Source organism: Mycobacteroides salmoniphilum (genome assembly GCF_004924335.1).
Lineage (GTDB): Bacteria > Actinomycetota > Actinomycetes > Mycobacteriales > Mycobacteriaceae > Mycobacterium > Mycobacterium salmoniphilum.
In genome coordinates, this window is record NZ_CP024633.1 from 4,169,626 (window position 1) to 4,190,549 (window position 20,924).

The window sequence follows — 20,924 nt, forward strand, 5'->3', positions numbered from 1 at the left end:
GAAGAGCCAGTCTATTGGTACTGACTGCAGACCCTCCACGAGCCGTCTTCCTTGGCGAAGGAGACGTCCGCGGTGAGCTTGTTGTCCTCGGATTTCATGTAGTGATACGTCACCGTCGCGGTGGCGGTGTCCCCGCTGATCTTGACGTCCTTGACGTCGTCCACGTACCGGTTTCCGTGCGAGGCCTCGGATTTGTCCTGTGCGGCAATCACATTCTTTTCCGGCGTGACAATGGCCCGACAGCTGTTCGCCACATAGTCGGCGTACGCGCGCCGCTGCAGCGCGTCGTTCTGCGCGACGACGGACTGCCCCACCCTGCCCTCTTCGGTAAGGCCGTCGCCCGTCCGGAAGAACGTCGATACCGCGATACCGATCACCACGATTCCAAAGATCGCGGCCCCGACGATGAACGGTGCCGGACTCCCGGCGTCCTCGCGATCTGCCGCCTGCTCGTCGGGTGTCACCGCAGATGCCGGGCGACCTGTTGCGCACGGCTCAGCGCCAGCGCGGTGTTGGGCGCCGTCGCCAGTGCCACGCCCACACGGCGACGCCGGTGGATCTCCGCATGCCCGAACATCCGAACATCGCTCTCCGGTATCTGCAGCGCCTCGTCAAGCTGCCGTGACGACGGACCAGGACCGTCGCCGTAGACCACCTCAGCAGCCGCCGGCGACACCAGAATGGTGTCGATCGGCACACCCAGCACCGCGCGCGCGTGCATATCGAACTCGGACAGTCGCTGTGATCGCACGGTCACCAGCCCGGAGTCATAGGGCCGCGCACTCACGTCGCAGAAGTACACCTCGTCGCCCCGGACAAACAGTTCGACGCCGTAAACACCATGCCCACCAAGGGCATTGACCGCCCTGGCGGCAATGGACCGGGCCAGCTCCAGGGCCGCCTGACTCAACGGCTGCGGCTGCCACATCTGCAGCGCATCGGTTCCGCTTTGCCGGTGTGCGATGGGCTCGCAGAAATACAGTCTGGTCGCACCGCCGACCCCGGCTGTCCGCACCGTGAGCAGCGTGATCTCGTAGTCGATCTCCACCGCCGTTTCCACCAGAACCCGCTGATTGCCGCCGATGTTCGATGCGACGGCCTGATCCCATGCCGGTTCGGCGTCGCTGTCCCGCAGCACCACCGATTGGCCTTGGCCGTAGGCGGCCGACACCGGACGCACCACCGCCGGAAAACCCGCGGTCTCGAGGACCTTGTGCAGCTCCTCGACCGAGTTCGCGAACCAGTACGCGGGCGTGGGAAGGCCGAGTTCCTCGGCGGCCATCCGCCGCATCGCCTCACGATCACCGGCCAGGCGTACGGCCTTAGCGGTCGGAATCACCTGGGTGACCTTGCCCTCGGCCAATTTGTCGAGCGCCTCGCCCGACGCCGTTTCGACCAGCGGCACCACGAATCGGGGCCGTTCCTTCTCGACAAGCGCGACCAGGCTCTCCGACTCACCGATCGGTGCGACCACCGAACGATCTGCCGCACTATGGGCCGGCCCGCCCTCGTCGGCGTCCACCACGACCACGTCAGCACCCAGACGCTGGAAGGAGATGGCCAGTTCCCTGGCCAGTTCACCCGAACCCAGCAGCATCACGGTGGTGCCATTCGCGGCCACGCGTTCCGGCGCGTCCGGTGCCGGGGCTTGAGTCCCGGCCAGTTCGGAGACGGGTTTCACGCTGTTGGCGACCTTCGAGGCCTTGGCGGACTTGGCGCCATTGGTGGCACGCACGGCGTCCTCGGTCACCGGCGCCGCCTCGGCGGGCCCGGGCTCAACGGTGTCGGTGGAACCCGTCGAGCCGTGCTCGCTGGGGGGCGAACCCTCCTGCGTCACCACGATGCCTTTTACGCCTTCCGGTCGATCTGTCGCCCTATTGGACCGTGCCTAGCGTGCCAGATTGCCACACATCCTCAACCGAGAGTGCTGTGGACATAACACCAGCGCCAATCCTCACCGGGCTCGTGTGAACGCATCACCGGATGCCCCGAGGCGTGAAAATGTGCGGTGGCGTGCTGGTGGGGGCTGGAATCACAGCAGCTCACCCGGCCGCATTCCAAACACAACCGCAAATGGGCCCACACCTGCTCACCCAGTGCCGCGCAGTCCTCGCACTGCCCCGGGGTCCGGGGTTGTGGGTCTTGCCCGGTGGCGGCGGCCAGCTCAGGACAGGGACCTTCGCCCTGTGTCGACTCGGGAGCGGCGGATCCACGCCGGAACAGCCGCTTCATATATGCCCTCTCTACATGCCCGCTTAGGCGCCAGAACCGCTCTCCGCACAGAATACGAAGGTGAACGTTTCCCTGCTGGCGGTACTGACGGTTGCCCTGGTCCTGGCCGCGATTTCCCGGCGATTTGGGCTTCCAACCCCGTTGGTGCTGGTCGTAGCCGGATTGGCGGCCACCGCCATCCCCGGCCTGCCGTCCATCGAGATGGATCCGGACCTCGTCCTGTTCGTGATCTTGCCGCCGCTGCTGTACACGACGGCGCTCGAAAGCTCCTACGTCAACCTGCGCAAGAACATGCGGGCGGTCAGCAGCCTCGCCGTGCTGCTTCCGCTGCTCACCACCGTCGCGGTCGGGTTCGTGGCCTTCTACACCGTCCCCGAGCTGCCGTTGGCCGGCGCACTGGTGCTGGGTGCCATCGTGGCACCGCCCGACGCGGTATCGGCCACCGCGATCGGCCGGCGCCTGGGACTACCGCGCAACATCATGACGCTGCTGGGCGGCGAGAGTCTGCTCAATGACGCGACCGCGCTCACCGCGTATCGGGTGGCGATAGCCGCGGCGATAGGGCTCGGCGCCACCGTGGCCGACGGGCTCAAGATTTTCGCGCTCGCGGCCATCGGTGGGGTGCTGGTCGGGTTCGTCATCGGCAAATTGGTCAACATCATCCGGTGCAAGCTCGACGATCCGCTGTCCGAAAGCGCTATCGGCCTGGTGGTGCCGTTCTTCGCGTACCTGCTCGCCGAGGAGATTCATGGCTCCGGCGTGATCGCCGTCGTGGTCGCCGGGCTCATGCTGGGACACCGCTCGGTGCACGCCGGATACGCGACCCGGCTCCAGGACGACGCGGTGTGGAAGGCCGTGCAGCTGCTACTGGAATCCTTCGCGTTCCTGCTCATCGGGTTGCAGCTGCCCAAGGTCGTCGAAGGACTGCGAGGCCTGTCCTTCGCCACCATCGTGCTGTCCTCGATCGCGGTGCTGTCCACGGTGATCGTGGTGCGCATCCTGTTCGTCTTCGCATTCGCCTATATGCGCCCACCCGGCCAACGCCCCTCGGCGCGAGGGGTTTTCGTGGTGGCATGGGCCGGAATGCGGGGCGTGGTGTCGCTGGCGATGGCCTTCGCGGTGCCGCTGACCACCATCGCCGGCGAGCCCCTACCCGGGCACCCGCACATCGTGTTCCTGACCTTCGTCGTGGTGGTGGGAACCCTTCTGTTGCATGGGCTTACCCTGCCGTGGGTGATCCGGGTACTCGGTGTGCAAAGCGATGACGAACGCAAGGACGCGCTCGCCGAGGCCGCCGCTCAGGACAAGGCCGCCCGCGCGGCCGCGGACCGTCTTGAGGAGCTGCTCGATGACAACGACGGCATCGAGGACACCAACGTGCGCAGCCGCGCCGCCGAAATCCTGCGGCACTGGAACACCCGTCGCCGCAACGCGGCATGGGAGCGCCTCGGACGCAGCGACGAGGACGCCGGCGAGAGCCCCATGGCGGCATTCCGGAATCTGCGGCTGGAGATGCTCGAGAAGGAGCGCGAGGTGTTCATCGCCGAACGCGATGCGGGCAACATCGATGACGAGGTGCTGCGCACCGTGCTCCGTGGACTCGACCTCGAAGAGGCCACCATGAATCAGGCCGACCGGTAGCCGCTCACGGCTGGCCGGGCAGTAGCTGCACCATCAGCCCATTCGCATCGGCCAGCACCGTCCCCTGCGCGTCATAGAGCTCCGCGGAGACGAAGGCCTTGCGACGATCCACCTCGTCGATGCGGCTGCTCGCCGTCAGCGGCACGCCCACCGGCACCACCTGGCGATAGTTGACGTGCAAGAAGGCCGTGCGGCTGATGGTGCGGCCCGCCATGATCACCGTCATCCCAAAGAGGTGATCGAACAGCAGCGGCAGGATCCCGCCGTGCACGGCGCCGTTACCGCCGAGGTAGAACCGCGGGAAGTCGCCGTGAGCCGCTATGCCGTCCGGGCCTGCCTTGTCGATGAACCACGGCGGCAGCAGCAGGTGCCCGTTGGCGGGTTCGTCGGCAACCCGGTTGGCGGGTCCGACGCCTTCGGGCGCCTCATGCGGGTCCATGAGCTCGACGAGCTTCTCGGTGAGATCGGCCGCCTCGTCCCAGTGCGGATCGTCCATATCGGCGGATACCGCCAGATCCTGCAGCCGCCGCATGGCGGTCAGGAAGCGCCCGAACCCCGGCCCCACCGAGGACGGCGAATACTGCGGGAAACCCCCGCCACGGATTTCACGGATCGCCCGATTCATCTCTTCATGCAGTGCGGCGAGTCTGTCCCCGTCGGCGGTCATGACCTCGAGAGTATGTCGCGCCGCACGATCGTCTGATCCCGGCCCGGCCCGACGCCGATGCACGACATCGGCGCACCGGCCAGCTCTTCGAGACGAAGCACATAGTCCTGCGCCTTGGCGGGCAGATCGCCGAACTCCCGGGCAGCGGAGATGTCCTCCCACCAACCCGGAAGCTCTTCGTAAACCGGTGTGGCGCGGTAGATCTCACTCTGCGTCATCGGCATCTCGTTGGTGCGCTTGCCGTCCACCTCGTACCCGACGCAGATCGGGACGGTCTGCAGGCTCGACAGCACGTCCAGCTTGGTCAGGAAGTAGTCGGTGATGCCGTTGACCCGGGTGGCATATCGGGCGATGACAGCATCAAACCAGCCGCAGCGCCGGGCACGCCCGGTGGTGACGCCCACCTCGCCGCCGGTCTTGGCCAGGTAGGCGCCGTGCTCGTCGAACAGTTCGGTGGGGAACGGACCCGAGCCCACCCGTGTGGTGTACGCCTTGAGTATCCCGAGCACGGTGGTGATCCGGGTGGGGCCGATACCCGATCCCACGGATGCGCCGCCCGCCGTCGGATTCGAGGACGTCACAAAGGGGTACGTGCCGTGATCGACGTCGAGCAGAGTGCCCTGCGATCCCTCCAGCAGTACCGTCTCACCACGTTCCAGCGCCCGGTTGAGCTCAAGACGCGCATCGGCGATGCGGTGCTTGAATCCCTCGGCCTGCTCCAGCACGCCGTCGACCACCTGATCCGGGTCGAGCGCCTTGCGGTTGTAAATCTTGACCAGCACCTGGTTCTTGATTTCCAGTGCCGCATGGACCTTTTGGCGCAGAGATTCCTCGTCGAGAACATCGGCGACCCGGATCCCGATGCGCGCCACCTTGTCCTGATAGCAGGGGCCGATACCGCGACCAGTGGTGCCAATCTTTTTGGATCCCAGGTACCTTTCGGTCACCTTGTCGATCGCCACGTGATACGGCATCAACAGATGCGCATCCGCGGAGAGGATGAGCCCCGAGGTATCGATACCCCGCTGCTCCAGACCCGCGAGCTCGGTGAGCAATACGCCGGGATCGACAACGACCCCGTTGCCGATGACGTTCGTCACTCCCGGGGTAAGGATTCCCGACGGGATGAGATGCAGGGCGAAGTTCTCGCCGTTGGGTAAGACGACGGTATGTCCGGCGTTGTTACCGCCTTGGTAGCGGACTACCCATTGAACCGAGCCACCGAGCAGGTCGGTTGCCTTGCCTTTCCCCTCGTCGCCCCACTGGGCGCCGATCAGGACTATTGCCGGCATGTGCGTTCTCTGCGCTTCCCTGTTGGCAGCACACACTGTCCTTCCGGCTGGGCGAAGGCGGCGCGACGCTGCGCGTGCAAAATGTTGTTCAGCCGGTGAGCCACTGTATCGCAGCATGCGGGCCCGCGAGGACCCTGTACGTATTCGCCACCGACGAAGGAGATCCATGGTGAGCACCCCGAGCGGCACCGAAGCGGCGCCCGCGCGGGTTTTGCTGTTCGGGGTACGCCGACTGCCCCGTGCCCTGCGTGGCCTCCCCGTGGATCGGGTGGCGGATCCCGACGCCGTGCGCGCGCTCGTGGACGCGCTTCCGGACGGTGTGACGCGGCTCGTCGTGGTCGGCGCGGACGCCGATCTCGGGCAGGTGCTGACCCGGCTGATGCGCGCCGAAAAACTGGACGTGGAACTGGGTTTTGTGCCGGACCGCCGTTCACGCACGCGCCGGATCTATCGGATCGGGATCGGTGCGGCACGACGGGCCCGCACGGGCCATGCCCACCGGGTGCCGCTTATCCGGGATGACACCGGCATTGCCCTCGCCGGACGTGCCTCATGGCAAAACACCGACGGCGTCGGGGTCATCGGCGAGGCCACCGTCGATGACACCCTGCTGTTCGAGGGCATCGCCGCCGTCGATGTCGAGCCCATCGAGTCGCTGCCGGGCCTGCGGGCCTCGGTGCGCGGCCGAGCGCGGCTGGTGCCCCGTCGTTGGGTGACCGGACGTGCCGCTCAACTGGGCTCCGAGGGTGCCGTCGTCGTCCGTGACGGTGTCGTGGGCCCTCGTCCGGTCACCCGGTCCACGTTCTATCGCCACCAACAGGGCTGGTTGCTCGTCCGGTAGCTTTTGCCCGTGAACGTCAAGCAGTCGGTCCGGCCCAGCCCTGTCTTTCTCGCGCTCGTCGCACTCACCCTCGCCGGGGCGGTGCTCGCATGGCTAGGCGGCAATTCGACCGAGCCGCTGGCCCGCGGTGGGGTATTTGTCTTCGTCTTCGCCGGCTGGGTGGTGTCACTGTGCCTGCACGAGTTCGGGCATGCCTATACCGCCTGGCGTTTCGGCGATACCGGTGCGCGCGGATATCTGACGTTGAACCCGCTGCAGTACACCGATCCGGTGCTCTCCATCGTGCTGCCCCTCGTGTTCATCGCACTCGGCGGCATCGGGCTTCCTGGTGGCGCCGTGTACGTGCACACCGCGGGCATGAGCAATCGGCAGCGCACCCTGGTGAGCGTGGCCGGGCCGAGCGCGAATGCCCTACTCGCAGTGCTGATTCTGGGAACGACTGCGCTTTTCGCCGACCGCGAGCACATCGTGTTTTGGGCGGCGATGGCCTATCTCGGATTCCTTCAGGTGACGGCGGTGGTGCTCAACCTGCTGCCGGTACCGGGCCTGGACGGCTACGGCGCGCTCGAACCCCATCTGAGCCCGAATACACAGCGCACGCTTGCCAATGCCAAGACCTTCGGATTCTTAATCCTGTTCGTGCTGCTGATGTCGCCGCCGATCAACAGGGCATTTTTCGACGCTGTCTACTGGATCGTCGCGTCATTGGGCGTCGACCCCGATCTCTCCCGCGTGGGTGGCTGGCTGTTCCGCTTCTGGGGCAAGCTGCTCTAGCTGCGACGTACCTCCGCGTCGACACGCCACGTTATGGCGGGTCCGTATCGCACATTGCCGCCATAACGCGGCGTGTCGACGGAAGTGACGTTAGGACCGAAGCAGCGCGGGCCGGGCCGCCGGATCGCAGTCGTCGAGCAGATCGCAGCAGCGCGCGAACTCATGGTTCTCACCGATCAACTGGGCGGCACGCGCCAGGGCCGCCACGGCGCGCAGGAAGCCGCGATTGGGCTCATGGGCGTACGGCACCGGGCCGAAGCCCTTCCACCCGTTGCGTCGCAACTGGTCCAGACCGCGGTGATACCCGGTACGCGCGAAGGCGTAGGCGGTCACGGTGCTGCCCACGGAGCCATCACCGTCCAACGCGTTCTCGGCCAGTTCGGCCCAGGCGATCGAGGCGGACGGATACGCCGCCGCCACCGCAGCCGGATCCTGGCCGTTGAGCAGGGCCGATTCGGCGTCCTCGTCTCCGGGTAGCAGCACCGGCTCGGGACCCAGCAGATCATGCATTGGACTCATGGATCCCATTCTGACGCCAACCGCCTCCCGCGATCGCGATAGGGTGGGCGCGGTCGATCGCGCCTGCGCACAAGAGCGCTCAGCACGGATAAGGAACGAGACGCATGGCGAACCCCACCGGTGGAAATTCCGAGGCCAAGCCCGACGCACAGGGCGGCAAGTCCGCGGACCCCGCCGAGCAGTCGGATAGCGCCGCGAACACCCCGGAGATATCCGATACCGCCGACACCGGCCCGGTTCCCCCGCTCGATGATGCCCAGACCGTCGTGATGGCTCCGGCTAAGCCCGACGTTCCGCGCTACACGGCACCGGGATTCGACGCCAACAAGACCGAGATGATCGCGCCCGTCGGCGAGGATCCGAAGACCGAGCTCATGGCGCCGCTGGCGACCCAGGCGCGCCCCAAGGTTGCGACCCCGGAGACGATCGCACCTCGCAAGGAAGAGAAGCGCAGCTGGGGCTGGGTGATCGCGCTGGCACTCGTCGTCGCCGCGCTGGCTGCGGTGATCGTCCTCGCCGCGGTCGTCATCTCGCGCACCAGCGCACCGAAGGCGTCACAAGAAGAGCTGGTGCGCACCAGCATTCAGAACTACGACAACGCCATCCAGACCGGCAACCTGGCCGCGCTGCGGACCATCACATGCGGCGAAACCCGCGACGGTTATGTCCGCTACCCCGACGCCGAGTGGTCCCAGACGTACCAGAAGGTGGCGGCTGCCAAGCAGTACCCGGTGGTGGCCAGCATCGACGAGGTTGTGGTCAATGGCGAGCACGCCGAGGCCAACGTCACCTCGTTCATGGCGTTCGCGCCGCAGACCCGGTCATCGCGCAGCTTCGATCTGCAGTTCCGCGACAAGGAATGGAAGATCTGCCAGTCCGACTAGCTCCCGGACCCCGACGACGAGCCGCCGCCACCGGATGACGTGCTGGCCGACTTCGAACTGCTCGACGTGCCGGCACCCGACTCACCGGCGCTACCGGGTGTGCCCTTCGTACCGCCTCGACCACCGGGGCCGCCCGCGCCCGCAGTGTGTGAACCCTTGACGGACGACGAGTTGCCGCCATTTCCGCCGGTGCCGCCCCGATGGATCGGACCACCGGCACCGCCGGTGCCTCCCGCACCACCCTTGCTGTCCCCGTCTGTCGACTGGGAGTGACCACCACGGCCTCCGCCGCCGCCGTCGCCCAGGCCCCGGGAATCGCCTCCGACACCACCCTTGCCACCGGTATTGGTCTTGCCGGTATCCCCGTTACCGGAGGCATCGCCCCCGGCACCACCCTTACCGCCGTTACCGATCGCACCCGAGGTTCCGCCGGTGCCACCGTTTCCACCGGTCGCGGGTCCGGTCTTCACAACGCCGTTGGTGGTCTCGGCCTTGCCTCCGGCACCTCCGCTACCGCCATTGCCGACGACGGCGTGCGAACTCGCGCCATTACCGCCACTGCCGCCCACCGCCGTACCTCCCAGGCTCGACGAGGCACCGCCCGCACCACCGGAACCTCCGTCGCCGGCAAGACCCCCCGAGGCGCCGCCGGTACCACCGGTACCACCCTTGGTTTCCCCGTAGGTCGTCTTGGCCTCACCACCGGCGCCACCGGTGCCGCCGGTGCCCGCAATCAGGCCGCCGCTACCACCAACACCGCCATTTCCACCGGTGCCCGGCTCGGATGTCCGGGTATCAAACGAATTGGATGTGCCACCTTGGCCACCCACTCCACCGTTCCCCAGCATGCCCGCACTGCCGCCGTCACCACCGGCACCGCCGGTCGAGGTCCCGGTGAAGAAGTTACTGCCCTCTCCGCCCTTGCCGCCGGCACCGCCGTCACCCGCCAGCGCACCACCCTTGCCGCCGTTACCACCCGCGCCGCCGACACCCGTCTTGCCATCGGCCGTCGCGGATGCGTCGCCGCCCTTCCCGCCCGCGCCGCCGGTACCGACCAAGCCGGCATTGCCACCGTCGCCGCCCTTCTGACCGGGCAGACCGTCACCACCGGCACCGCCGTTACCGAACAGCAGGCCAGCGTTACCACCCTTTTGACCGGGTAATCCCTTGCCGCCGTTACCGATCAGCAGACCACCGTCCTGGCCCAGTCCGCCGTCACCGATGATCAGGCCGCCCGGGCCGAACAGCGGACGCTGGGTGTACACGCCCGCGGCGTTGGGTGAACCATCGCCGATGATCAACCCACCCGGTCCGAACAGCGGACGCCCACCGAACAGATTCCAGGCCGATCCCCCATTGCCGACATTGGTGGCTCCACACTTGCCCGCAGCGCCCGAAACACAGTCGGCATAGGCCTGTTCCGCGATCGCCTTATCCGCAGCCGATTTCGCCGAAGCGAGCCGATCCTTCGCAGCGGCGGCGGCGTAATCCGCGGCGACCTTGTCGGCGGCCGCCTTGGCGGCGGCATAGCCGTCGGCCTTCTGTTGCGCGGCGGCGAGCTCATCGGCGGCCTTCTGCGCATCCGACCTCGCCGCTGCCGCCTGATCGGCGGCGGCCTGGGCGGCTACCTCCGCGGCCGCCCGGTCACCCGCGGCCGTCTGTGCGGCAGCTGTCGCCTGTGCGGCCAACGCCTCCGCGGCTTGGGCGGCACGCTCGGCCTCATCGGCCTGCTCGGCGGCGATCCGGGCCGCGTTCTGTGCCTCGGCAACCTCGGGCCCGGGAACCCCCGCGTTCACCGCGGTATCGAGCGCAATCTGCCCCGCCGCAGCCTGTTTCGCGGTCTCGACGGCCTTGGCGCGGGCGGCCGATGCGTCGGACACGGCCGTTCCGGCAGCGATACCCGTGCTCTCGGCGACACCCGTCTTGTCGGTGACCGCGCGCTGGGCGGATGACTGCTGGGTGTCACGTGCCTGTGCCAACTGAGCGGCAGCGCCGACCTGGATCTCGGTGGACTGGACCTTCTGATCTGCCTGTGCTTGCGGGTCGGTCTGAGCTGCCGCCGCCGCTTCGGCGAAGATCGGACGGCAGTCGGCGGCAATGACATTGAGACGCTGCTTGGCTTCCTCCGCGGCCTTGTCCATCGCTACCCGGTCCGCAGCGGCCTTCTCGGCCGCCAGCTTCTGGAACGCCGCCTGCCCCTCAGCCGCCTGGACGGCCGCCGCGCTGGAGGCACTTGCCGCCTCAATTTGCGCAGCCGCCGCACGATCCTCGGCGGCCTTGGCGGAATCGACTGCCGCCGCCTGGGCCGAAGCATCCTTATCCTTCAGCGCCTGCTCGGCCGCGGCCCGGTCACGGTCGGCTGCGGCCTGCGCCTCGGCGAATATCTTGGCGGCGTTGGCAGCACGCGCAGAGGACGCGGCAGCAGCCTCCGCGGAACGCAGGGCATCGGCCGCGGCCTTGTCGACGGCGGCCTTGTCGACTCCCGCCTGCACCGCCGCATCGATGACGGCCTTCTGATCACCGACTGCCTGCTCTGCGGCGGCCTTCGCCGCGGCCGCCGCATCGGTCGCCGCCTGCACCGCATCAGCGGTCTGGGTGGCTTTAACCGCAGCCGCATCCTTGGCGGCCTGCGCATCCTGGGCGGCCTTCGCCGCGTCGGCCAGTGCCTTGTCGGCAACGGCTTTGGCAGCCTGCGCATCGGCGGCGGCCTTGGCATCCTGAGCAGACTTGTCGCCAGCAGCCGTAGAGGCATCCACTGCGGCCTTTGCCGCAGTGGCGGCATCAGCCAACGCCTTATCAGCTGCGGCCTTTGCCGCGGCCGCCGCGTCAGCCGACGTAGACGCGCCGGAAAGCTTCTGGTCCGCAGCATCTTTCGCAGTGGCAGCATCTTTGGCGGCCTGGTCCGCGCCGGCCAGCGCGCCATCGGTGACGGCCTTGGCCGCCGCGGCGGCATCGGCAGCCGTCTTGGCATCGGCCGCGCTGCGGTCCGCGGCGTCCTTGATACCGGCGGCATCGGCAGCAGCCTTCGCCGCATCGGCTGCCTTCTGATCGGCGGCGGTCTTGGCCGCCGCGGCATCGGCGGCGGCCTGACTCGCGTTCGCCGATGCCTGATTTGCCGCATCGGATGTCGAGAGAGCGTCCTTGGCCGCTTGATCGGCCGCAACCAATGCCTGGTCGGCGGCCGCCTTCGCGGCTTGTGCAGCGGCGGCGGCCTGCGCCGCCTGCCCGGCCTGTACGCCCGCCGCATCCGACGCGGACACTGCACCCTGAACGGCACTGTCCGCACCCGCCAACGCCTGGTCGGCACTGGCCTTCACCGCCGCGGCAGCGTCGGCCGCCGCCTTGGCCTCAGCAGCCTTCTGATCCGCAGCAGCCGTAGCCGCCACCGCATCCGAGGCCACCTTCGCCGCATCGGCCGCCTTCTGATCAGCGGTCTCCTTGGCGGACGTCGCATCGACCGCGGTCTGGATGGCGAGTGCCGCTTTATCCGCGGCATCCTTCGCCGCGGTGGCCGCGTCGGTCGCGCCCGTATTTGCCTCTGTCAGCGCCTGGTCCGCGCTGGCCTTTACCGCCGCGGCAGCGTCGGCCGCCGCCTTGGCCTCGGTAGCCTTCTGATCCGCAACAGCCTTGGCCGCCACCGCATCCGACGCAGCCTTGCCCGCATCAGCGAACGCCTTGTCCGCCACAGACTTGGCCGCCCCCGCCGCATCATCGGCAGCCTGCGCGGCCACGGACTTGTCGGCAGCATCCTGTGCCGCTGCGGCGGCATCCGCGGCAGCCTTCGACGTATCCGCAAATACCTTGTCAGCGGCCACCTTTGCCGCCGCCGCCACGTCCGCGGCGGTACCCGCTTCGGTGGCCCTCAGATCCGCAGCGGAGGTAGCGACAGCGGCATCAGCAGCGGATTTGCCCGCATCGGCCAATGCCGCATCCGCAGCGGCCTTCACCGCTGCTGCCGCATCGGCAGCAGTCTTGGCAGCAGTTGCTGTGCCGGAGGCCTCATTGGCGCTCGCCGTCGCATCGGTAGCGGTCTTACCCGCATCGGCAAACGCCTTGTCCGCCACAGACTTGATCGATGCGGCCGCATCATCGGCAGCCTGCGCGGCCGCGGACTTGTCGGCGGCATCCTGTGCCGCTGCGGCGGCATCAGCGGCAGCCTTATCGGCGTCTGCCAATGCCGTGTCGGCTGCCGTCTTCGCGGCCGTCGCGGCATCCGACGCCGTCCGGGCATCCACGGCCTTCTGATCGGCCGCGAGCTTGGCAGCAGCCGCATCCACAGCCGCCCTGTCCGCATCTGCCAACACCCCGTCGGCCGCCGCCTTGTCCGTGGTGGCAGCATCCGCCGCGGCCCTGGCATCGGCCGCCTTCTGATCGGCGGCGGTCTTGGCAGCAGCCGCATCCACAGCCGCCTTATCGGCATCCGTGAGCGCCGTGTCCGCAGCGACCTTCACCGCCGCAGCCGCATCGGCGGCCGCCTTCGCCGCAGCGGCCTTGCCAGCGGTATCGTCGGCAGCCGCCGCCGCATCACTGGCCGTCTTGGCTGCGTCGGTCAAAGCCTTGTCCGCATTGGCCTTTACCGTCGCCGCGTCCGAGGCCGCGGCACTCGCTTCGGCGGCCTTCTGATCGGCGACGGTCTTGGCCGCGGCCGCATCGCTCGCGGCCGTGTTCGCATCCGAAAGCGCCTTGTCCGCAGTGACCTTCACCGCCGCAGCAGCATCGGCCACCGTCTTCGCATCCACGGCTTGTTGGTCTGCGACGGTCTTGGCGGCAGCCGCATCCGAGGCCGCGTTACCCGCGTCAGCCAACGCCTGATCCGCGGCCACCTTCACCGCCGCAGCCGCATCGGCAGCCGACTTAGCCACCGCAGCATGCTGATCCGCGACCATCTTCGCCGCCTGCGCATCCGAGGCGGCCGTGTTCGCATCCGCCAGTGCAGCATCGGCAGTGGTCTTCGCCGCATCCTTGGCCGACTTGTCAGCGTCGGCGGCCGCCTGCGCCGCCGTGGCATCGGTCAGCGCGGAGGCGGCAGCAGCAGCCTTGGTCTGTGCGTCACCCAGCGCAGCGTCCGCCGCCAACTTAGCCGTGGCGGCGGCCTGCGCGGCAGCCTTGGCGCCGGTGGCGTTTTGTGCGGCCGCAGCGGCGGCATCCGCCGCGGTCGTGGCCGCTGCGGAGGCATGCGCCGAGGCTTGATCGGCGGCGGCCTTGGCCACATCGGCATTGGTGGCGGCCGTGGCCGCGTCGGCAGCCGCTTGGTCGGCAACGGTCTTGGCGGCGGCAGCATTACCGGCAGCTGTGTTCGCATCGGCCAACGCCTGATCTGCCGTCACCTTCACCGCCGCAGCCGCATCAGCAGCCGTCTTCGCCGCCGCCGCATTCTGATCCGCGACCGTCTTCGCCGCGGCCGCATCACTAGCGGCCGTGTTCGCATCCGAAAGCGCCTTGTCCGCAGTGACCTTCACCGCCGCAGCCGCATCAGCAGCCGACTTCGCATCCACGGCTTGTTGGTCTGCGACGGTCTTGGCCGTCGCAGCGGCCGCAGCGGCATTCGTCGCGTCGGTCAAGGCCTGGTCCGTCACCACCTTCGCCGCCGTGGTGGTGGTGACGGCCTGCTGTGCCTCGACGACCTTCTGATCGGCGAGGCTCTTGGCGGCGGCGGCATTACCGGCAGCTGTGTTCGCATCGGCCAACGCCTGATCTGCCGTCACCTTCACCGCCGCAGCCGCATCGGCGGCCGTCTTCGCCGCCGCCGCATTCTGATCCGCGACCGTCTTGGCCGTCGCCGCGGCCGCAGCGGCATTCGTCGCGTCGGTCAAGGCCTGGTCCGTCACCACCTTCGCCGCCGTGGTGGTCGTGACAGCCTGCTGCGCGGTACTGACCTGCTGCGCGGCAGCCGTGACGTTGTTGTTGGCGGTGTTCGCGGTGGTCTGTGCCGCATTGCGCGCCGCGATCGCCGCGGGCTCCTGGCTGGTGGCCGTCGCCGCCGCGGCATCGGCAGCCGTCTTGGCAGCAGCGGCGTTGTCGGCGGTGGTCTTGGCGGTGGCCTCGGTGGCCTGCGCCTGAGTCACCGCGATATTGCCCGCCGTAAGCCGCTGCTGGGCTCCTGCCAGGAGCGTGCCCAGCGATACCAGGTTCGCGGCGATGCCGACGAGGTTGGTTGAGTAGTAGGTGACGTCTGCCTGGGCCTGATCGCGCTGCTGCTGTGCTGTGACCGTAGCGGCGTGGGCATTTTGATAAGCGGTCTGTGTGCTCTGAGCCGTCGCGGCGGCGGCCACTGCGTCATCCTTGGCCTTCTGAATGGCATCGACGACCTTCTGTGCATCGTTTAATGCCTTGTCCGCATTGACCTTCGCTGTATCAGCGTTCTGCTTGGCGGTGTTGGCCGCGGTCAGTGCGGCCTGCGCGTTGGACACCGCCTGGTTACTTGCGGTGGCGTTGGTTTGCGCGGTCGTCAGCGCGGCATCAGCGGCGTTCTTCGCCGCCAACGCATTGGCAGCAGCCTGATCGGCGGCGGCCTTGGCCGCATCCTTAGTGGCCTTATCCGCATTCGCCGCATCCGCAGCAGTCTTGGCCTGCGCCGCTGCTTGATCGGCGGCTATCTTGGCGGCGTCTTTGGTCGTCTTGTCGGCGTCGGCAGCGGTCTTAGCAGCAGTGGCATCGGCCAACGCCTGATTACTCGCAGCAGCGTTCGTCTGCGCGCCAGTGAGCGCGGTATCAGCAGCAGTCTTCGCCGCAGCAGCATTGGCAGCAGCCTGATCCGCAGCGGCCTTGGCAGCATCCTTAGCAGCCTTATCGGCATTCGCCGCATCCGAGGCGGTCTTAGCCTGCGCCGCCGCCTGATCCGCAGCCGTCTTGGCCGCCACCGCATCCGCAGCCACCTGATCGGCAGCCACCCGCGCCGCATCCTTAGCAGCCTTATCCGCATTCGCCGCATCCGACACCGACTTCGCCTGCGCCGCCGCCTGATCCGCAGCCGTCTTGGCAGCAGCAGCATTCGCGGCAGTCTGATCGGCAGCCGATGTGGCCGCATCCTTCGCGGCCTTGTCCGCATTCGCCGCATCCGAGACAGTCTTGGCCTGCGCCGCCACCTGATCGGCAACCGTCTTGGCCGCCACCGCATCCGCTGAGGCCTGCGCCGCATCGGCGTCCTTCTGATCTGCAATGGCTTTGGCCGCGGCGGCATCTGCGGACGCCCTGCCGGCGTCGGCCAGTACGCCATCGGCAGCAGTCTTGGCCGCGGCGGCGTCGCTCGCCGCCTTGCCCGCATCTATTGCCCGTTGGCCTGCTGCCACCGCGGCGTCCGCGGCCGCTCTGGCAGTCGTATCTGCCTGTGCTGCCGCCTGATCGGCGGCTATCTTGGCGGCGTCTTTGGTCGCCTTGTCGGCGTCGGCGGCCGCCTTGGCGGCAGCGGCGTCGGCCAACGCCTGATTGCTTGTGGCAGCGTTCGTCTGCGCGCCAGTGAGCGCGGTATCAGCAGCAGTCTTCGCCGCAGCAGCATTGGCAGCAGCCTGATCCGCAGCGGCCTTGGCAGCATCCTTAGTGGCCTTATCGGCGTTCACTGCATCCGAGGCGGTCTTGGCTTGCGCGGCTACCTGGTCCGCAGAAGTCTTGGCGGCCAACGCATCCGCAGCCACCTGATCAGCAGCCACCCGCGCCGCATCCTTAGTCGCCTTATCGGCGTTCGCCGCATCCGAAGCAGTCTTGGCCTGCGCCGCCGCCCCATCCGCAGAAGTCTTGGCGGCCAAAGCATCCGCAGCCACCTGATCAGCAGCCACCCGCGCCGCATCCTTCGCAGCCTTATCGGCATTCGCCGCATCCGACACCGACTTCGCCTGCCCCGCAGCCCCATCCGCAGCAGTCTTAGCAGCCAACGCATCCGCAGCCACCTGATCAGCAGCCGACTTCACAGCGGCGGCCTCGGCCAGGGCCGCATCACTCGCGGCCGCCCTGGTCTGGGCATCCGTCAACGCGGTGTCGGCGGCGGCCTTGGCAGCGTCCTTGGCCGCTTTATCCGCCGTAGCCGCATCCAGTGCGGCCTTAGCATCCTGATACGCCTTGTCCCCCACCGCCGCATGACTCTGCGCAGTAGCAAAAGCCTGCTCCGCCGCCGTCTTCGCTGCCGCCGCATCCGCAGCAGCCTTGGCAGCATCCGCCGCCCGCGACGCCGCAGCATCCTTGGCCGCCGCCGCATCCGTTGCCGCCTTTGACGCATCGGTCAATGCCGCTTCCGCGGCAGCCTTCGTGGCATCTTTGACGGCCTTATCGGCATCGGCAGCGGCCTGCGCGGCATCCTTCGTGGCCTTGTCCGCGGCGGCCGCATCCGCGGCCGACTTCGCTTGTGTAGCCGCCTGATCGGCCGTGGTCTTGGCCGCCAACGCATCCACGGCAGCCTTGTCCGCGGCCGATTTGGCGGCAGCGGCATCGACCGAGGCCGTGGCGGCGACTGCAGCCTTGGCCTGCGCGTTCGTAGACGCGGTGTCCGCCGCGGTCTTGGCCGCCAGCGCATCCACGGATGCCTTGGCCGCATCGGCCGCCTTCGACGCCGCAGCATCCTTCGCCGCCGCGGCATCGGAAGCAGCCCTTGAGGCATCCGCCAACGCAGCATCCGCGGCCGTCTTCGCCGCATCCTTGACGGCCTTATCGGCATCGGCAGCGGCCTTGGCCGCACTGGCATCCGCCAGTGCCTTATCGCCGGCCGCAGCCTTGGCCTGCGCATCAGTCACTACCGCATCGGCAGCTGTCTTGGTGGCCAAAGCATCCGCGGAGGCCTTGGTGGCATCCGCCGCCCGCGACGCCGCAGCATCCTTCGCCGCCGCGGCATCGGAAGCAGCCCTTGAGGCATCCGCCAACGCGGCATCCGCGGCCGTCTTCTGTGCTGCCGCGTCAGTGGCCGCCTGCTGCGCCGCGGCTGCCTTGCCCGCAGCATCGTTGGCTGCCACGGCCGCTGCTTGGGCGACCCTGTCGGCGTCGGCGCGCGCCGCGTCGGCGGCGGCCTTGGCGGCGTCCTTGGCCGCTTTATCCGCCGTAGCCGCATCCAGTGCGGCCTTAGCATCCTGATACGCCTTGTCCCCCACCGCCGCATGACTCTGCGCAGTAGCAAAAGCCTGCTCCGCCGCCGTCTTCGCTGCCGCCGCATCCGCAGCATCCTTGGCAGCATCCGCCGCCCGCGACGCCGCAGCATCCTTGGCCGCCGCCGCATCCTGGGCGATTTTGTCCGCGTTGACACGCGCGGTATCGGCGTTGGTCTTGGCCGCCAAAGCATCCACGGCGGCACTGGCAGCTGCCGCTTGGGCGGCCGTGGCATCGGACAAGACCTTGTCGTTGGCCGCGGCCTTGCTCTGCGCGTCGGCCAGTGCAGCATCGGCGGCGGCCCTGGCCGCGTCGGCGGCCTGCTGCTGCGCGGCGGCCGCGTCAAGTGCTGCCTTGGCGTCCTGATACGCCTTGTCACCCACCGCCGCATGGCTTTGCGCGTCGGCAAAAGCCTTCTCGGCGGCGGCCTTCGCCGCATCGGCCGCCTGCTGCTGCGCGGCGGCGGCATCGGCGGCAGCCTTCGCATCCTGGTAGGCCTTCTCATTGGCAGCCGCGGCCGCCTGCGCGCTGGTTTGGCTGGCGGCCGCGGCCTCCAGAATCGCCTGCGCATCCAGCGCTGCCCGAGCCGCATCATCGGCGTCATGACGCGCCTGTTCGGCCGCTGCCGCGGCCGCGGCAGCCTGCGCTTGTTTCTCGGCAACCGCCGGATTGGCGGCGGCATCGGCTGCCGCCCTGTCCGCTTCCGCCTTGCGCAGTGCCGCACGAGCAGCAGCATCGGCAGCGGCCTTGGCCATCAGGTCGGCAAGTGCGGCGGCACCGGCTGCGGTGTCCGCATAACCCTGCGCCTCGGAGGTCGGCGTCGAGCCCGGCGTCACGGCAACTGCGGGCAAGGATCCCGCGTAGGCCGTCAGACTGGTGTCACCGCTGAAAAGTAGGCGCTGCTTCTCGATGAGCGACTTGGAGACGGAGCTACTACCACCTGCCAGAAGGACAGCTGTCGCAAATATTGCGATGGCAGTTTTGGATCGCGATGACTGCATGGCTGCCTCACTTGCCTGGCAATCCGGCACACGCCAATGTGGGCCGGTAGACGGAGAGTAGACGCAATGAGGCATATATGCGCTGGGTATCGAAGAAATTACCTGAGAAAATCATAAACATGCATTTAAGAACGTATAAATACTAGATTTAGTGAAATTTAAAGGATTTGCTATCTATCTGACTCCAGGGTCAGCTAATGGACAATTGACAACCGTGTCTACTAAGGATGTAGTGCCGTCGCCAGAGGGGACCCGCCTGGGATCCGAAGTCCCACGAATTCCGAAAACGCGGGCACTCACAGCGAAATATGAACGGAGCGAACATGCATGATCACTGCACACGTGTCAGATAGGACTACTTGCAGAGGTCGACGATGTGCTTGCTCAGCTCGTCAGCCTTACTGAGGCGCTGCGCCTGCTTCGGATCGGTATTCGGTGTCTCAGCGATGGCCGCGGCACCGACGTCCATCAGCGCGTTGCCGAAGTCACGAATGCTCGCCGCAAGATCAGGCGGCGTCGCCGGGGTCAGCCGCGCCAGCAGATACTGGCCGCCGTTGAACAGCGCGATTCTCGCGTTGGCGGCGGTGGCCACCGTCCCCACCGTGCCGGCGTTCTCGGGAAGCGCCCGGTTGGTGTTCAGCATGACGGCGTTGCGCACCAGACCTGCGTTGGCGCACGCCTGCGCTTTCGCGTCGGCGCGCTGCGCCGCGGTGTAACTCTCGTCGGCCGGCGCATGCCCCCGCCACAGGGTGAGCACCAATGCTGTCACCGCGACCGCCAACGCGAGCAGGGCCAGAACTCCGGCCGCCCGCTCGACTGCCGCCACAAGATTTCGCCAAAGCGCCGCCACGGCGAGAAGTCTCCCACCAGTGGTTGGCCACTGGTGGGAGAACGCGGGCGACTACGCCATTCCGGCGGAGACCGACCGGCCCGCCGACTTCAGGTCGTTGCAGGCCTCGATGACCCGCTCGGTCATGCTGGCCTCGGCCTTTTTCAGGTAGCTGCGCGGGTCGTAGGTCTTCTTGTTGCCCACCTCGCCGTCGATCTTCAGCACACCGTCGTAGTTGGCGAACATGTGCCCGGCGATCGGCCGGGTGAAGGCGTACTGGGTGTCGGTGTCGACATTCATCTTCACCACGCCGTAGCGCAGCGAGTCCTCGATCTCCGATTTCAGCGAGCCCGAACCGCCGTGGAACACGAAGTCGAACGGCTTGGAGCCCTCAGCCAGACCAAGCTTGGCCGAGGCAACGCGCTGCCCCTCTTCCAGCACCTCCGGCTTGAGCTTGACGTTGCCCGGCTTGTAGACACCGTGCACGTTGCCGAAGGTGGCCGCCAGTAGGTACCGGCCGTTCTCGCCGACACCAAGCGCATCGACGGTCTTCTCGAAGTCCTCGGACGAGGTGTAGAGCTTCTCGTTGATCTCGGCTTCGACACCGTCCTCTTCACCTCCGACGACACCGATCTCCACCTCGAGGATGATGTGTGCCTTTGCCGTCGCCGCCAGCAGTTCCTGCGCGATCTGGAGGTTCTCACCGATCGGCACCGCCGAGCCGTCCCACATGTGCGACTGGAACAGCGGGTTCTGGCCCGCGGCCACACGCTCCTGCGAGATGGCGATCAGCGGACGCACAAAGCTGTCCAGCTTGTCCTTGGGGCAGTGGTCGGTGTGCAGCGCGACGGTGATGCCGTACTTGGCGGCGACGACGTGCGCGAACTCGGCGAGCGCGACCGCGCCGATCACCATGTCCTTGATGCCCAGACCCGAACCGAATTCCGCACCACCGGTGGAGAATTGGATAATGCCGTCGCTACCCGCGTCAGCGAAACCCTTGATCGCGGCGTTAATCGATTCCGACGAGGTGCAGTTGATGGCCGGGAAGGCAAAGGAATGCTCCTTGGCCCGGTCCAGCATTTCGGCGTAGACCTCGGGCGTGGCGATGGGCACTTCGATGACCTCCATGTCAGCTCTGCGGATTCGCCCCTCACCATAAGGCAGCCAGGTTGCCG

Annotated in this window: 13 protein-coding genes; 4 read left to right on the top strand and 9 right to left on the bottom strand. The window is 67.6% G+C overall.

Translation table 11 applies throughout. The features are described 5' to 3' along the window. Positions 1–11 precede the first annotated feature (11 nt). The 3 genes from DSM43276_RS20675 to DSM43276_RS20685 all read right to left on the bottom strand — a co-directional run bounded on the left by DSM43276_RS20675 (position 12) and on the right by DSM43276_RS20685 (position 2,232). A complete protein-coding gene (locus tag DSM43276_RS20675; protein ID WP_078328203.1) occupies positions 12–464 on the bottom strand; it encodes an Rv0361 family membrane protein in 453 nt (150 codons plus the stop codon). Beyond that, a complete protein-coding gene (gene purT, locus DSM43276_RS20680) occupies positions 461–1,843 on the bottom strand; it encodes a formate-dependent phosphoribosylglycinamide formyltransferase (protein ID WP_078328204.1) in 1,383 nt (460 codons plus the stop codon). Before purT ends, DSM43276_RS20675 begins: the two co-directional genes overlap by 4 nt. Before the next feature lie 71 nt (positions 1,844–1,914). Next, on the bottom strand, positions 1,915–2,232 hold the full coding sequence (locus DSM43276_RS20685) for a UBP-type zinc finger domain-containing protein (protein ID WP_078328205.1): 318 nt from the start codon (positions 2,230–2,232) through the stop codon (positions 1,915–1,917). Between the two features lie 60 nt (positions 2,233–2,292). Between DSM43276_RS20685 and DSM43276_RS20690 the strand changes: the two genes are divergently transcribed. Then, a complete protein-coding gene (locus DSM43276_RS20690) occupies positions 2,293–3,873 on the top strand; it encodes a Na+/H+ antiporter (RefSeq protein ID WP_078328206.1) in 1,581 nt (526 codons plus the stop codon). Positions 3,874–3,877: 4 nt separating this feature from the next. Here DSM43276_RS20690 and DSM43276_RS20695 read toward each other — a convergent pair whose 3' ends face one another. Further along, positions 3,878–4,540 carry a PaaI family thioesterase gene (locus DSM43276_RS20695; protein ID WP_078328207.1) on the bottom strand — a complete coding sequence of 221 codons (663 nt, stop codon included), beginning with the start codon at positions 4,538–4,540 and terminating at the stop codon, positions 3,878–3,880. Then, positions 4,537–5,832 carry an adenylosuccinate synthase gene (locus tag DSM43276_RS20700; protein ID WP_078328208.1) on the bottom strand — a complete coding sequence of 432 codons (1,296 nt, stop codon included), beginning with the start codon at positions 5,830–5,832 and terminating at the stop codon, positions 4,537–4,539. The genes DSM43276_RS20695 and DSM43276_RS20700 overlap by 4 nt, the downstream gene beginning before the upstream one ends. Before the next feature lie 169 nt (positions 5,833–6,001). Between DSM43276_RS20700 and DSM43276_RS20705 the strand changes: the two genes are divergently transcribed. Together DSM43276_RS20705 and DSM43276_RS20710 are read left to right on the top strand one after the other, a co-directional pair. Further along, complete coding sequence (locus DSM43276_RS20705) at positions 6,002–6,673, top strand: peptidase M50 (protein WP_078328253.1); 672 nt, start codon at positions 6,002–6,004, stop codon at positions 6,671–6,673. Positions 6,674–6,682: 9 nt separating this feature from the next. Beyond that, positions 6,683–7,447, top strand: coding sequence for a site-2 protease family protein (locus tag DSM43276_RS20710; RefSeq protein WP_078328209.1), 765 nt, complete (start codon positions 6,683–6,685; stop codon positions 7,445–7,447). 90 nt (positions 7,448–7,537) lie between these two features. Here the strand turns inward: DSM43276_RS20710 and DSM43276_RS20715 are convergent, their stop codons facing one another. Further along, on the bottom strand, positions 7,538–7,966 hold the full coding sequence (locus tag DSM43276_RS20715) for a DUF3151 domain-containing protein (protein ID WP_078324013.1): 429 nt from the start codon (positions 7,964–7,966) through the stop codon (positions 7,538–7,540). 104 nt (positions 7,967–8,070) lie between these two features. On the opposite strand from DSM43276_RS20715, the gene DSM43276_RS20720 reads away from it, so the two are divergent. Continuing rightward, the gene (locus DSM43276_RS20720) at positions 8,071–8,850 is read left to right on the top strand and encodes an Rv0361 family membrane protein (protein WP_078328210.1); all 780 of its coding nucleotides are present in this window, start codon (positions 8,071–8,073) and stop codon (positions 8,848–8,850) included. On the opposite strand, the gene DSM43276_RS23640 is transcribed toward DSM43276_RS20720, so the two are convergent. From DSM43276_RS23640 to fbaA, 3 genes are all read right to left on the bottom strand, one after another. Continuing rightward, entirely contained in the window at positions 8,847–18,917 is a 10,071-nt protein-coding gene (locus tag DSM43276_RS23640) for a hypothetical protein (RefSeq protein ID WP_078328211.1), read from the bottom strand. The two genes, DSM43276_RS20720 and DSM43276_RS23640, sit on opposite strands and share 4 nt — an antisense overlap. A gap of 355 nt (positions 18,918–19,272) precedes the next feature. Continuing rightward, positions 19,273–19,767 (bottom strand): hypothetical protein, encoded by a 495-nt coding sequence (locus DSM43276_RS20745; protein WP_234802943.1) that lies wholly within the window; start codon positions 19,765–19,767, stop codon positions 19,273–19,275. A gap of 51 nt (positions 19,768–19,818) precedes the next feature. Continuing rightward, positions 19,819–20,877 (bottom strand): class II fructose-bisphosphate aldolase, encoded by a 1,059-nt coding sequence (gene fbaA / locus DSM43276_RS20750; protein WP_109555904.1) that lies wholly within the window; start codon positions 20,875–20,877, stop codon positions 19,819–19,821. Between the last annotated feature and the right edge of the window lie 47 nt (positions 20,878–20,924).